The sequence below is a fragment of the Brevibacterium atlanticum genome, assembly GCF_011617245.1.
In the GTDB taxonomy this organism is placed as follows: Bacteria; Actinomycetota; Actinomycetes; order Actinomycetales; family Brevibacteriaceae; genus Brevibacterium; species Brevibacterium atlanticum.
Genome location: NZ_CP050152.1, coordinates 2,829,642 through 2,843,615, shown reverse-complemented (window position 1 = coordinate 2,843,615; position 13,974 = coordinate 2,829,642). Strand labels below are relative to the sequence as shown.

Genomic DNA, 13,974 nt, shown 5'->3' with positions numbered 1-13,974 from the left:
TCTGTCACCATGAAGTTCTCAATCGCAGTCATGCCCGGCGACGGAATCGGCAACGAGGTCGTCCCCGAAGGTCTCAAGGTCCTCCGTCGTGCCATCGAGGTGTCGGGCGAGCCCGTCGAACTCGAACTCACCGACTACAACGTGGGCGCCCAGCGCTACCACGAGACCGGTGAGACCCTCACCGACGAGGAGCTCGAATCGCTGCGCAGGCACGACGCCATCTTCTTCGGCGCATGCGGCGATCCGTCGGTGCCGTCGGGCGTGCTCGAGCGCGGCGTCATCCTCAAGATGCGCTTCGGGCTCGGCCACGCGGTGAACCTGCGACCGTCGAAGCTCTTCGCCGGCGTGACCAGTCCGCTGGCGGATCCTGGGAAGATCGACTTCGTCGTCGTCCGCGAGGGCACTGAGGGCTCGTACACCGGATCGGGCGGATCGGTGCGCACCGACACTCCGCAGGAGGTCGCCACCGAGGTCTCGGTCAACACCTGGTATGGCGTCGAGAGGGCAGTGCGTGACGCCTTCGAGCGCGCGCAGGCTCGGAACAAGAAGCTCACCTACGTGCACAAGCACAACGTCATGGTCCATGCCGGACATCTGTGGCGTCGCGTCGTCGAGAAGGTCGGCGAGGAATACCCCGAGGTGGCCGTCAACTACGAGCACACCGATGCGTGCACGATCTACATGGTGACGAACCCGGAACGGTACGACGTCATCGTCACCGACAACCTCTTCGGCGACATCCTCACCGACCTCGCCGCTGCGGTGACCGGCGGAATCGGTCTGGCCGCCTCGGGCAATCTCAATGTCGAAGGCACGGCACCGAGTCTGTTCGAGCCGATCCACGGATCGGCCCCGGACATCGCCGGGAAGCAGATCGCCGACCCGACGGCGTCGATCCTCTCGGGAGCGCTCATGGCCTCCCACCTCGGTCTCGAGGTCGTGGCGAAGGCCATCGAGGACGCCGTCGAAGCCGACCTGGCCGAGCGCGACGGAACCAAGCGCTCCACCGCGGAGGTGGGCGACGCGATCGCTGCACGCCTCGGCTGAGGCCGCGGATCCTCGCCACGCTCGTTGACGTGGACGTGGACGATCCGGCCGCCTCGGCGAGCGGACGAACTCACGGCTGAGCCGCCTCGGCGAGGCTCGGATCCGAACGCAGAAAGCCCCCGACTGCAGGGTCGATGGGGACATCGCCCCGGTGCGACGCGCGCCGGGGTGATGGACTACCCTGACAGTGTCACTCATCACACATGAGAAGAGAGTTCCGATGACTGAATTTAGAGTTCTTAAGAATCTCCAGCCGCAACCCGAGCTGGTGCGAGAGAACATCAAGAAGGATCCCGGCTTCGGCCAGTATTTCACCGATCACATGGCGCACATCCGATACACGATCGATGACGGCTGGCAGGCACACGAGGTCAAGCCCTACGGGCCGCTGGTCCTCGACCCGGCCGCTGCGGTCTTCCACTATGCCCAGGAGATCTTCGAGGGCCTCAAGGCCTACCGTCACGCCGACGGATCGGTCTGGACCTTCCGCCCCGAGCGCAACGCCGCGCGGATCAACAAGTCCGCCGAACGCCTCGCGCTGCCGCAGGTGAGCGAAGAGGACTTCATCGAATCGCTCAAGGCGCTGGTCTCTCTCGACCAGGCCTGGGTTCCGACGCCGGAGTCGGCAGCCGATGAGTCGAGCCTGTACCTGCGTCCGTTCATGATCGCCACGGAGCGGTTCCTCGGCGTGCGGGCCAGCCACGAGGTGGACTACTACGTCATCGCATCGCCTGCCGGGCCGTACTTCTCCGGCGGCATCAAGCCGCTGTCGATCTGGCTGTCGCCGAAGCTCAAGCGCGCCGGCGCCGGCGGCACCGGCTTCGCCAAGTGCGGCGGCAACTACGCGTCGTCGCTGGTGCCGACCAACGAGGCGGTCGCCAAGGGCTGTCAGCAGGTGCTCTTCACCGATTCCGAAGAGAACAAGTACATCGACGAGCTCGGCGGCATGAACCTCATGCTCGTGACCAAGGACGGCAAGCTGCTCACCCCGGCGCTGAGCGATTCGATCCTCGACGGGGTGACCCGCCGGTCGCTTCTCGACCTGGCTCCGCAGCTGGGACTCGAGCCCGAGGAACGCCGGATCTCCGTCGAGGAGTGGCGCGAGGGAGCCGCCAGCGGCGAGATCGTCGAGGCCTTCGCCTGCGGCACCGCTGCGGTGATCACGCCGATCAGCAAGCTCGTGTCCGATGACTTCACCATCGACCAGGGTGAGATCGCAGGCGAGAAGACGATGGAGCTGCGCAAGACGCTGCTCGACATCCAGTACGGTCGCGCCGAGGACACGAACAACTGGCTGGTGCGCCTGGCCTGAGGGTCTGGCACTGGCTTCGGTTGGAAGCGGACCGGCCTGCTGTGACGGCGTAGTCTGCTACGACGGCCCAGTCTGCTACGACGGCCCAGTCTGCGTCGGATAGCTCGGTTTCTGAAGCGAGCTATCCAACGCAGACTGGGCCGAACCGTATTCAACGGCGGTGGCTTGTGCGGTGGACGAAGTAAGTCGAATTCCACCTCGCAGTAGTTTTACTCAACAATGCGTTAATTGGGGTACTGTGTCCTCGTGCACACCACCACCTCGGCGTCGGTTCCGACAGCCTCTGAAGTCATCGCTCACCTGCCATGGAAGTGGCGCACCCAGGGTGCCATCTTCATCATCGGCGGGCTCGGTTTCATGTTCGACGCGTGGGACGTCGCCCTCAACGGGTTCCTCATCCCGCTGCTCAGCGACTATTGGGACTTAAGCGTCGGACAGGCCGCGTGGATCGCCACGGCGAACCTCATCGGGATGGCGCTGGGTGCCTTCATCTGGGGCGGCATCGCCGATGTCATCGGTCGGAAGAAGGCCTTCACTCTCACGCTCCTCGTATTCTCGGTCTTCACGGTCGCCGGAGCCTTCGCACCTGCCTTCGGGTGGTTCATCCTCTTCCGGTTCCTCGCCGGATTCGGACTCGGCGGATGCATCCCCGTCGACTACGCGCTGGTCGGCGAGTTCACTCCCAGCCGCCACCGCGGGCGCGTCCTTACTGCCATGGACGGATGGTGGCCGATCGGAGCGTCCTTGTGCGCCTTCGTCTCGGCCTACCTGCTGGGAGTCGGGGATTGGCGACTGATCATGCTCGTCATGATCGTGCCCGCGCTGCTGACGGTGGCCGTGCGGTTTGGAATTCCGGAATCACCTCTCTACCTCGCTTCGGTCGGCCGGTATGCCGAAGCCGACGCCATCATCGAACGGCTGGTCGAGCGCACCGGCGCACAGGTCACCGAATGGACCCACGAACCGGTCGGCGGCTCGGGAGAAGGGCAGGATACGGCTGGGAAGGCGGGGGCCGGGCAGACGTTGTCGGAATCCGTCGCTGAGCAGCGCGCTGCGACCTCGGACGCGGGGCACCCACCATCGCTGACCACGCCGAACACAGCCGCGGGGCCGAAGGTCAGCGGCCAGCTGCGTGCGGCCACCGGCCAGCTGGTGCAGCTGTGGCAGCACTCCGCGAAGACGACGCTCGTCGCCTGGTCGCTCTTCGTCTCCGTCCTCCTTGTCTACTACGCGGCACTGACATGGCTGCCGGGGATCCTCAAGAAGCAGGGGCTGGCCGATCAGGCGGCATTCCTCGTCACCGGGTCGATGACCGGGGTGGGCATCCTCGGTGTGATCGTCTCTGCGCTCATCGTCGAACGATTCGGACGCAAGTGGGTTCTCGGGGTCTCGTCGATTCTGGCTGCGATCCTCCTCGTCGGATCCGCCGTATTCATCGAAGCCTCCGGCACCGAACTGACGTGGTCGGCGAAGGCCGCGATCATCGGTTTCGGCTTCGTCATCCAGATCGCGATCCCGACGCTCTACACCTATGTCTCCGAGCTCTACCCGACCCGGCTGCGCGGGTCCGGCTTCGGTTGGGCTTCGGCGGCATCGCGACTGGCGACGGGAATCGCTCCGATCGTCTTCGGTACGTTCATGTGGCCCGTGCTCGGGCTCACGCTGACTTTCGTTCTCACGGGAGTGCTGGTCGTCGTCGCAGTGGTGCTCATGGGAGTGCTCGCCAGAGAGACGACCGGCGAAGAGCTGAGCTGAGGTCACGATTACGCCCTGAATTCACGATTCAGTTCTGACGTCATGATTAGGCTCTGACCTGGGGGTATGCTGGCTCGAAATCTCGTGTCAGTGGCGACCTCTAGTGTGGTGGGTATGGAAGCAGAGCAGGTTCCGGACGTTGTCACCGAGATTCATCGGTGGTGTCGTAGCCTGTCCGAATTGCCGCCGGCGACGACTGAGGAAGAGGCCATCGACCGTATCACTGCGCTTGAGGAACTGAACTCGGCGAGTGCTGCGGCGCAGGCGCGTGAGACTCTGACTTTCGATATGCTTCGCCGCAATCGCGAAGCCGAGGATGGTGTGGTCAGTAGGAAGCAGGGTCGCGGTGTTGGTGCTGAGGTGGCTTTGGCGAGGAAGGTCTCGCGTTCGCGGGGTGCTGCCCTGTTGAAGTTCTCCCGTACCCTGCTGATGGATCTGCCGAAGACGTATCAGGCGATGAAGGGTGGCGTCATCTCCGAGGAGAAGGCGCGGGTGGTGGCCAAGGAGTCTGACTGGTTGCCGCGGGAGAAGAAGCAGGAGCTCGATGAGCGTATGGCTGAGCGCCTGCCTGTGGTGGGTGTGAGGCGTCTGGGGAACGAGGTGCGGGCGTTGGCGCAGAAGCTCGATCAGCGGGCCGCGGTTGAGCATTTGGAGCGGTGTGTTCAGGAGCGGTCGGTGAGTGTGCGTCCTGCTCCGGGCAACATGGCTTATCTGACTGCGTTGCTGCCGATGCCGGAGGCGGTTGCTGCCTTTGCGAACCTGAAGAAGTCGGCACAAACCGTCATCGCCACCGGCGACGCCGACGGGCGGTCGCAGGGCCAGATTGCTGCCGACCTGCTGGTTGAGCGCCTGACCGGGCAGGAGTCGGCTGCGGCTGTGCCGACGGAGGTTCACCTCATCATGCAGGCCAGCAGCCTGTTCGGACCGGGGGAGGAGCCAGCATGGTTCCCCGGGGTCGGTCCGATTCCGGCCAAGGCGGCGCGTGACTTCGTGGCTGAGAACGATGCCGCGGTGTTCCTGCGTCGTCTCTATACCCGGCCGGAGGATGGACAGCTTGTGCGCATGGACTCACGCCGCAGGGAGTTCGCTGGTCTGCTTCGGCGCATGGTTGTTATGCGTGATGATGTGTGTCGTTCGCCGTGGTGTGAGGCTGCGATCAAGCAGGCTGATCACGTGGTGTCCTTCGCCGACGGTGGAGACACCGATTGGGAGAATTCGTCCGGTTTGTGTGCGGCCTGCAATTATGTGAAGGAACTTGCGGGGTGGCGCCACAATGCGACCCCGGATGGGCTTGAGGTGGTCACGCCTACGGGTCACCGTTACCGTTCGCGCACGAGACCGATCAGTGAGCCTGATCCGGGTTGGGTCCATGGTGAGATCGTCGAAGGGTCGACCGCGCCGCCGGGGGTTCCGGCGGGAACTGGTCCGCCGGACTCGGCGGGAACCAGTCCGCTGAACCTGGCGGTCGGTTCTGACCCACCATCGACCGACCCGCCAGCCGCTGAGGCTGGAACACCACCACCGACCGCAACGGTCGGGGAGACGACGACACCGACGGACGAGGTCGAGGGGGCTCCTCCGACCGCTGAATCCGGCGTGACATCACCGGCCGTCGAGGCCGCAGACGAAGAGACCGGCGACCCGACGTGGCAGGTGCACATTCCCTGGCGGTACATTCGCAGGGCCGAGCAGCCGCCACCGCTGCGAGTCGGCGGAACCACCGTCAATGTCGACGTCTACGACGCCGACTACGAACCACTGAGTCCGCTCGAGGAGTCGCTCCTCACCGGAATCCGCAAGCACCTCGGATTCCGGTGAGACGGGCGGCAGACGGTGGACACCGAAAGTTCAACTGCTCGTCTCCCATCTCAGCTAGGGTGATGGCCATGAGCGAGGCGAACGGGCCCTCCCCGGCGGAAGATCTGGACTCCACGTCCCCGGTCGACGTTGTCTCAGTCGACGTTGTCTGGGGGCTCCCCACCGGCCTCGGACCGTACTGGGATGCGGTTCCCTCGGGCCCCGACGTGTCGGGAGTCCTCCCGCCGCGCGGCGAAGTGGAAGAGCTCTACCGTGCAGCAGCCGCCGAACCGCCCCTGAATGAAGATCCCGAATACGCGGCGCTCTTCGCCGATGTCTACGATGTCTCCGTTCGCAACGGTCAGGTGCTGATGGCCCTGACCAGAACTCGAACCGACGGCCGACTGACGTCCTTCGCCTACGGCCACTACTGGAAATGGGAAGAACAGAAGTATCCGTGGGCGTTCGAACTGCAGAGCAGCCTCGGCGAGAACTCCCTCGACCTCGAAGCGACGTTCGCGCTCAACCTCCTCGCCCGAGATCCGAACCTCCGCGACCGCGGAATCGGGCGGCGCACGCTCGAAGTCTGGCTGCAAGAAGTCGACGGCTACGACTGCTGGCTGCAGACCGATGATATCGACAGCCCCGCCCGCCGCCTCTACACGAGCCTCGGCTTCATGGAGCTCGGCCATGGTCCCAAGGCTCCGAACGGACGTCCCGGCCTCGTGATGCATCGCTCGGCCAGGTGACGTGCCGCTGACGATAGTCCGTCGGCGAATTCGACCGCCGCCCGGTGAAATGTTGCAGCCCTCGGCAGCACTGTATTCATGACCACACAGATCACTGAGCTGTCCGATCACTAGGATGGGCATCATGCGTGATGACGACCCCACATCGACAGGCCCGATGACGAGCACTGAACCGACCGAAGCCGAGATGCCCGACGACGAGAACCTCTGGCTCGAAGACATCCACGGTGACGACCAGCTCGCCTGGGTCAAGGACCAGAACCAGAAGACGCTCGCTCGTTTCCACGACGACCTCTTCGACTCCATTGCCGGCGACCTGCGCACCGCGCTCGACTCCGACGACCGGATCCCGATGGTCACCAAACGCGGGGACCAATTCTTCAACTTCTGGCGCGACAAGACCAATCCCAAGGGACTGTGGCGACGCACCACCTGGGACAGCTACCGCACAGATACCCCAGAATGGGAGATCCTCCTCGACATCGACGAACTCGCCGCCCGCGAGGACACCGCCTGGGTCTGGGCCGGCGCCATGGTCCGCCGCAGCGACAACCGCCGCGCCCTCGTCCTCCTCTCACCCGACGGAGGAGACTCACGCCGCGTCCGCGAATTCGACCTCGTCGACAAAGGATTCGTCGACGGCGGTTTCGACATTCCCGCCGCGAAGACCCGACTGGCCTGGCTCGACGATGACACTGTCCTCGTGGCGACGGAGACCGACGACGACTCGTTGACCACCTCCTCCTATCCACGCCAAGCCCGCGTGCTGCGGCGCGGACAGGACATCGCCGAGGCGCCGATCGTCGCCGAGGTTCCCCGCGACCACGTCGCCATCTTCGTCGGCAGCGATGTGCGGCCCGGCGAAGAGACCACAGACCGCGCCGTCATCATCGACGCCCTCGACTTCTTCAACTCCCGGTTGAGTTTCGTCGACCTCGACGACATCAGGGCGGCCGACGGCTCGCTGCCGGCGGATCCCCAAGCATGGTCGAACGCGCTCACCACGGTCGACGTCCCCACCGACGTCGAAGTCGGTTTCGAACGCGACCTCGTACTCTTCCGCCCCCAGTCGACCTGGACCGCCACCACCGCCGAGGTTCCTGCCGGAGGTCTCGCCGTCGCCGACATCGCCGAGGTCAAGGCCGGCCGGATCGCCCCGCGGGTGATCTTCGCCCCCGATGCCCACACCTCCCTGCAGTCCTTCACCTTCACCCGTGACTACCTCGTTCTCGAACTGCTCGCCGACGTCCAGTCGAGGCTCACCGTCCTCGACCTGCGCAACGACTTCTCCGCGTCGACACTGCCCGGAGTGCCCGCCAACCATATGGTCGGACTCGGCGCAGTCGACAAATTCGACCCCGACACGGCCAACGACTATTGGATGGTCAGCACCGGGTTCCTCACTCCCTCGACCTTGTCGTATGGAACCCTCGGTGCTGGAACCCGAACCCGAGGTACCGATTCCGGAGACACTCGCACCGCCGAAGCAGCCGAGTCCGAGTCGGCCAAATCCTTGGGAGCCAGGCCAATGACAGTCGAGCCCGAGGTAATCAAATCCGCGCCCGCTCTCTTCTCCGCCGAAGGGCTCCACGTCGAACAGCACTTCGCCACCAGCGCCGACGGAACGAAGATCCCGTACTTCCAGATCGGGTCCGAGGACCTCGAACTCGACGGAAACAACCCCACCCTCCTCGACGGCTACGGAGGTTTCGAGGTCAGCCGCACCCCCGGATACTCACCCGTCGTCGGCATCGGCTGGCTGAGCCGTCCTGGCGTCTACGTCCTGGCGAACATCCGAGGCGGCGGCGAATACGGCCCGGAATGGCACACCTCGGCGATGCGGGAGAACCGGATGCGCTGCTACGAGGACTACTCTGCTGTCGCCCACGACCTCATCGACCGCGGTGTGACGAGCCCGAAGAAGCTCGCCTGCGCGGGCGGCTCGAACGGCGGCCTGCTGGTCGGAAATATGCTCACCCAGTACCCCGAACTCTTCGGCGCTGTCTCCTGCGGTGTCCCGCTGCTCGACATGCGCCGGTACACGAAGCTCAGCGCCGGCTACTCGTGGAAGGCCGAATACGGCGACCCCGACGTCGCCGAGGATTGGGAATTCATCCGTCGTTTCTCGCCCTACCACCTCATCGAAGACGACCGGAACTACCCGCCGGTGCTGTTCTGGACGGCGACCTCGGACGACAGGGTCGGACCTGTCCAGGCCAGGAAGATGGCCGCCCGAATGCAGGCGCAGGGGATTGAGAACGTGTGGTTCTTCGAAGACACCGAAGGAGGGCACTCGGCCGCCTCGGACAACGAGCAGACCGCGTTCACCCGAGCGCTGAGCTACCGCTTTCTGTGGAACGCGCTGACAGGAGAGTAGGTTGGGAGACATGACGAACGAGACGCAGGAATTCCACGGCGAGTACAAGGTCATCGGCGGCAAACTCGTCGTCGCCGATGTCACCACTGACGGTCGGACGATCACCGACGTGAAGATCTCGGGTGATTTCTTCCTCGAACCCGAGGAAGCCTATTTCGACCTCGCCCCGGCACTCGTCGGCGCCAGAGTCACCGCCGACAATGCCGCTCTGCGCCGCCGTCTCGATGATGCCCTGGCAAGTTACGGCTCCGAACTGGCGATGCATGGGTTCTCCACCGCCGACATCGCCACCGTCGTCCGGCGGGCCCTCGGTTCGGCCGCGAACTTCACCGACTTCGACTGGCAGGTCATCCGCGGTGAGGTGCTGCCCACCCAGCTCAACGTCGCCCTCGACCAGGTGCTGCTCGAAGAAGTCGCCGCCGGCCGCCGTCAGCCGACCCTGCGCTTCTGGGAATGGGAGGACACCGCCACCGTCATCGGCGCCTTCCAGTCCTACGTCAACGAACTGCGGCCCGAGGGCGTGGAGAAGTACGACGTGCAGGTCGTCCGCCGCATCTCCGGGGGAGGGGCCATGTTCATGGAGGGCGGCAACTGCATCACCTACTCGATGTTCGTCCCGCCCTCGCTCGTCGCCGGTCTCGACTACGAAGAGTCCTACGTCTTCCTCGACCAGTGGGTGCTCGCGGCGTTGAAGACCCTTGGTGTCGAAGCCTTCTACAAACCGATCAACGACATCTCCTCGACCGGCGGCAAGATCGGCGGTGCCGCGCAGAAGCGGCTGCGCGACGGCACACTGCTGCACCACGCGACGATGAGCTACGACATCGATGCCGACAAGATGGTCGAAGTCCTGCGCATCGGCGAAGCGAAGATCTCCGACAAGGGCGTGGCGAGCGCGAAGAAACGCGTCGACCCGCTGCGCAGCCAGACCGGTGAGGCCCGCAAGGACATCATCGACGTCATGGCCGACACCTTCGCCAGCCGGTACGGTGCCAGCTTCGGCACCTACACCCAGGCGGAACTCGACCGGGCCCAGGAACTCGTCGACGAGAAGTTCGCCACCGAGAAATGGACGCACCGCGTCCCGTGACAGCGAACGCTGACTTCCGCGGAACGATCGTCGCCCTCGGCGGGGGCGGGTTCTCGATGTCGGAGAACGGGGATTCAGCCATCGACGACGCTCTGCTCCAGATGGCACAGGACCGCCGACAGGCGCAGAGTCGCTCACAGGTGCCGCCGAGGCGGGGGAGCAGTTCCGACCTCCCACACGTGTGCTTCGTCCCCACCGCCTCCGGCGACAGCCGCGACTACATCGCACGCTTCGAAGCTGCGTTCGCCGGACGGGCACAGACCCATGTGCTCTCTCTGTTCGGACATAGCCCCTGGGAGTACCAGGACCCGGCGATGCTCGAGGGCATGGACCTCGTCTACGTCGGCGGCGGATCGACGGCGAATCTGCTGGCCCTGTGGCGTCGGCACGGAGTCGACGAGATCATGCGCGAAGCTGCGGCCGGTGGGACGATCCTCGCGGGCATCAGTGCGGGAGCCAATTGCTGGTTCGAGGCCTCATCGACAGACTCCTTCGGTCCGCTCGCCCCGCTGGACGACGGGCTCGGATTCCTGCGAGGGAGTGTCTGCCCGCACTTCCGCGGCGAACCCGGCCGGGAGGAGTCGTTCCTCGGCTGGATCGCCGATGGGAGTCTGCCCGGCCCCGGGATCGCCATCGATGACCATGCCGCGGTCGTCTGGGTCGACGGCGAGGCCACCTCGGTGATGGTGGAATCCGAGGGCGCCGCCGCCTACCTCGTCGACGACGACGGATCTCAGTCCGCGCCGATGACGGGCCGGATCGCACGAGAGAGAAACTGAGGCGGACACCTGATCCTCCAGAGCCCAGACGGTCTGTAGGATTGGGAACCAATCACGTCCCCTTCACGAGGAGAACCATGCGCCAGGTCGAACCGTCCGTTGAACTGCTCGCCAAGCCCAGCATCGATTGGGAAGCGATGAGGACTTACCTCGACGAGGTGGGCGGAACCTCCTGGGCCGATCGTGTCGAAGATGCCGAGTCGCCCGACGCCGAGGATCTCCTCGAGTTCTCCGGACGCATGTGCTACCGCTCGTGGGAGCCCGGACTCAACCCGAATGTGTCCCGCGTGCGCACCGATTCCGCGCAGTACCTGGGCAATGTGGTCAAGTCCCAGCACGGCTCGGTCCTCGAGCACGCGAACTTCACCTTCGTCCTCCACAACGTCTCCCGCGTGCTCACCCACGAGCTCATCCGCCACCGCGCGGGCTCGGCATTCTCTCAGGAATCGCTGCGCTACGTCCGCCTCGCCGACATCCCGTTCTGGTTCCCCGAATGGGCGCGCGAGGACCCCGAACTCATGGAACGCTCGCTCGCGGTCCTCGACACCCTCGAGGAGCACCAGAAGTGGATGGCCGAGCACTTCGAACTCGACGAGGACGGCACGAAGTTCTCGCACAAGAAGCATATGACCTCGTTCATGCGCCGCTTCGCCCCCGAAGGACTGGCCACCGGCATCGTCTACACCGCGAACCTGCGTTCGCTGCGCCACGTCATCGAGATGCGCACGGCCAAGGGCGCCGAGGAGGAGATCCGCCTCGTCTTCAACAAGATCGGTGAGGTCATGAAGGAAGAGGCTCCCGCGATCTTCGCAGACTACGAGATCGTCGACGGGGAATGGATCCCCGGCACGCGCAAGGCCTGAGACCGGACCCGCAAGGCTCCAGTCAGGACCCGCTCCACCCCACCAGCAGCACCCGACGACGACGTCGGGCAGAGATCAGGAGGAACTCCCATGGCCGACATCTATGCAGCGCAGCTCAACCCCGGCAAGCTCGAGGTCATCACCGAGTGGGTGACCCGGCAGGACTGGGCCGCCGAGCTCGACCTCGACGCGAACCCGCTGAAGAAGGTCACCGCCTACCGGTTCGACGATCCCGCCGGTGAGGTGGGCATCGAGGTGCACATCGTGGCCAGCGGCGATCAGCTGCTGCAGGTTCCGCTGACCTATCGCGCGGCCCCGCTCGAGGGCGCAGACGATGCGTTCGTCGCGAACATGGAGCACTCGATCCTCGGCAAACGCTGGGTGTACGCGGGCATGGGCGACCCCCTCTTCCGCCAGCGCCTCGACCACACCATCGCCACCGCGTCGACCGCCGCGAAGCAGTACCGCGTCGACGACGCGGGCAACCGCCAGAATGAGATCACCGAGGTGGCCCACGCCTTCGGAACGGGACCCCTGCCGGGCGCCGGGGACGTCGAGATGCTCTACCGGCTCTCGCCCGAATCCCCGGCCGAGAAGTCCGACGCCGGTCTCCTGCTGGGACGCTGGGACGGGCAGGACACGAACGTGGTCCTCGCGATCATGGTGTGAACGCACGATGGCCGAGAACTGCATCTTCTGTCAGATCGTCGCAGGTCAGGCACCGAGCGCACCGATCGCCGAGACCGAGTCGACGTTCGCCTTCATGGACATCCAGCCGGGATCGGACGGGCATCTGCTCGTCGTGCCCAAGCGGCACAGCACGGATCTGCGCGATATCCCTGCCGACGATCTGGCCGCCGTGGCAGTCGAGTCCCAGCGTATCGCCACACACGCCTTCGACGCGTGGGGCGCCGACGGGGTCAACCTCCTCAACTGCTGCGGGGTCGATGCGTGGCAGTCCGTGTTCCACTTCCACATGCACGTCATCCCGCGCTACCGCGACAAGGACCGGGACCGCCTGCGCCTGCCGTTCCAACCCGGCGTCCGCGGAGATCAGGAGCTCATCGGGGGGCTCGCCGCGAGCATGCGGGAGTCGCTGAGCGACGGATGAGGCGGGACATGCTCACCGGGCAAGGTCGATGATCGTCATCCCGGATGTACGAGCCGGGGTGTTCATCGCCTCCATCGCCTCCGGTGCCTCGTCGAGACCGATGACGGTGGTAACGAGATCCTGCGGCCGCAGCCTGTCCTGGACGACGAGGTCGACGAGCTCGGGATACTCGGCGGCGGCCATCCCATGCGAGCCGAGCACACTGAGTTCGAGCGCAATCACCCGCGGGACATCGACGACCGGTTCATCCGGCAGCAGACCGATCTGCACATGCCGACCCAGGGGAGCCAACGCCCCGATCGCAGCTCGGATCGTATCCGCCCGACCCAACGCGTCGACGGTCACGGCCACCCCATCGGGATCGGTCGACGCGAACTGTGCGACCACCTCGGCGCTCAGATCCTCCGGACTGAGATCACGGGCATTGACGGTGTGGGCGGCACCGAGCTCGCGGGCAGAGGCCAGGGCCGCATCGTTGACGTCGACGGCGACGACCTCGGCGCCGAGGGCACGGGCGATCATGATCGTCGACAGCCCCACCCCGCCGCAGCCGAACACGGCCACCGTCTCACCGGCACCCAGCCGAGCACGCACGCGCAGCCCGTGGAAGGCCGTGGCGAACCGGCACCCGAGCCCGACGACCGCGGCCGCCGGCAGGTCCTCGGGCACGGCCACGAGGTTGGCGTCGGCATTGTGGATGACGACCTGATCCGCCCACGATCCGTTGTGGGTGAACCCCGGCTGCGTCTGCTTCGGGCACACCTGCGCGTTGCCGTCAAGGCACCACCGGCACGTCCCGCACCCACAGACGAAGGGCACCGTCACCCGCTGGCCGACGTGGAATTCCGTGGCTCCCGACCCCGCCGAGGCGACCCGACCGACGAGCTCATGCCCGGGAACGTGGGGCAGGGTGATCGTCGAGTCGTGGCCGGCCCACGCGTGGTGATCGCTGCGGCACACCCCGGTCGCCTCGACGTCGATGATCACCCCCGCATCAGGAGCAGCGGGAGCGTCGATGTCACGCAGCTGGGGTCGAGTGGAGAACTGATCGAAGACGATGGCGCGCATACGCCCGATCGTAAGCGGTGCGATCG

12 protein-coding genes are annotated in these 13,974 nt (G+C 65.5%); 11 read left to right on the top strand and 1 reads right to left on the bottom strand.

Annotated elements, in window-relative coordinates:
- The first annotated feature begins 9 nt into the window (after positions 1-9).
- From GUY23_RS12700 to GUY23_RS12650, 11 genes are all read left to right on the top strand, one after another.
- Positions 10-1,047 (top strand): 3-isopropylmalate dehydrogenase, encoded by a 1,038-nt coding sequence (locus GUY23_RS12700; protein WP_166972846.1) that lies wholly within the window; start codon positions 10-12, stop codon positions 1,045-1,047.
- 220 nt (positions 1,048-1,267) lie between these two features.
- On the top strand, positions 1,268-2,359 hold the full coding sequence (locus tag GUY23_RS12695) for a branched-chain amino acid aminotransferase (protein ID WP_166972844.1): 1,092 nt from the start codon (positions 1,268-1,270) through the stop codon (positions 2,357-2,359).
- 246 nt (positions 2,360-2,605) lie between these two features.
- Complete coding sequence (locus GUY23_RS12690; protein ID WP_166972842.1) at positions 2,606-4,114, top strand: MFS transporter; 1,509 nt, start codon at positions 2,606-2,608, stop codon at positions 4,112-4,114.
- A gap of 180 nt (positions 4,115-4,294) precedes the next feature.
- Positions 4,295-5,932: an HNH endonuclease signature motif containing protein gene (locus GUY23_RS12685; protein ID WP_228282293.1), complete on the top strand. Its 1,638-nt coding sequence runs from the start codon at positions 4,295-4,297 to the stop codon at positions 5,930-5,932.
- Between the two features lie 68 nt (positions 5,933-6,000).
- Entirely contained in the window at positions 6,001-6,660 is a 660-nt protein-coding gene (locus GUY23_RS12680) for a GNAT family N-acetyltransferase (protein WP_228282292.1), read from the top strand.
- Between the two features lie 124 nt (positions 6,661-6,784).
- On the top strand, positions 6,785-9,037 hold the full coding sequence (locus GUY23_RS12675) for a prolyl oligopeptidase family serine peptidase (RefSeq protein ID WP_228282290.1): 2,253 nt from the start codon (positions 6,785-6,787) through the stop codon (positions 9,035-9,037).
- Positions 9,038-9,047: 10 nt separating this feature from the next.
- Complete coding sequence (locus tag GUY23_RS12670; RefSeq protein ID WP_166972838.1) at positions 9,048-10,127, top strand: lipoate--protein ligase family protein; 1,080 nt, start codon at positions 9,048-9,050, stop codon at positions 10,125-10,127.
- A complete protein-coding gene (locus GUY23_RS12665; RefSeq protein WP_228282289.1) occupies positions 10,124-10,906 on the top strand; it encodes a Type 1 glutamine amidotransferase-like domain-containing protein in 783 nt (260 codons plus the stop codon). Before GUY23_RS12670 ends, GUY23_RS12665 begins: the two co-directional genes overlap by 4 nt.
- Positions 10,907-10,983: 77 nt before the next feature.
- On the top strand, positions 10,984-11,769 hold the full coding sequence (thyX, locus tag GUY23_RS12660; protein ID WP_166972834.1) for an FAD-dependent thymidylate synthase: 786 nt from the start codon (positions 10,984-10,986) through the stop codon (positions 11,767-11,769).
- Between the two features lie 90 nt (positions 11,770-11,859).
- A complete protein-coding gene (locus tag GUY23_RS12655) occupies positions 11,860-12,438 on the top strand; it encodes a maltokinase N-terminal cap-like domain-containing protein (RefSeq protein WP_166972832.1) in 579 nt (192 codons plus the stop codon).
- A gap of 7 nt (positions 12,439-12,445) precedes the next feature.
- A complete protein-coding gene (locus GUY23_RS12650; RefSeq protein WP_166972830.1) occupies positions 12,446-12,880 on the top strand; it encodes an HIT family protein in 435 nt (144 codons plus the stop codon).
- Between the two features lie 12 nt (positions 12,881-12,892).
- Here GUY23_RS12650 and GUY23_RS12645 read toward each other — a convergent pair whose 3' ends face one another.
- The gene (locus GUY23_RS12645) at positions 12,893-13,948 is read right to left on the bottom strand and encodes a zinc-binding dehydrogenase (RefSeq protein ID WP_166972828.1); all 1,056 of its coding nucleotides are present in this window, start codon (positions 13,946-13,948) and stop codon (positions 12,893-12,895) included.
- Between the last annotated feature and the right edge of the window lie 26 nt (positions 13,949-13,974).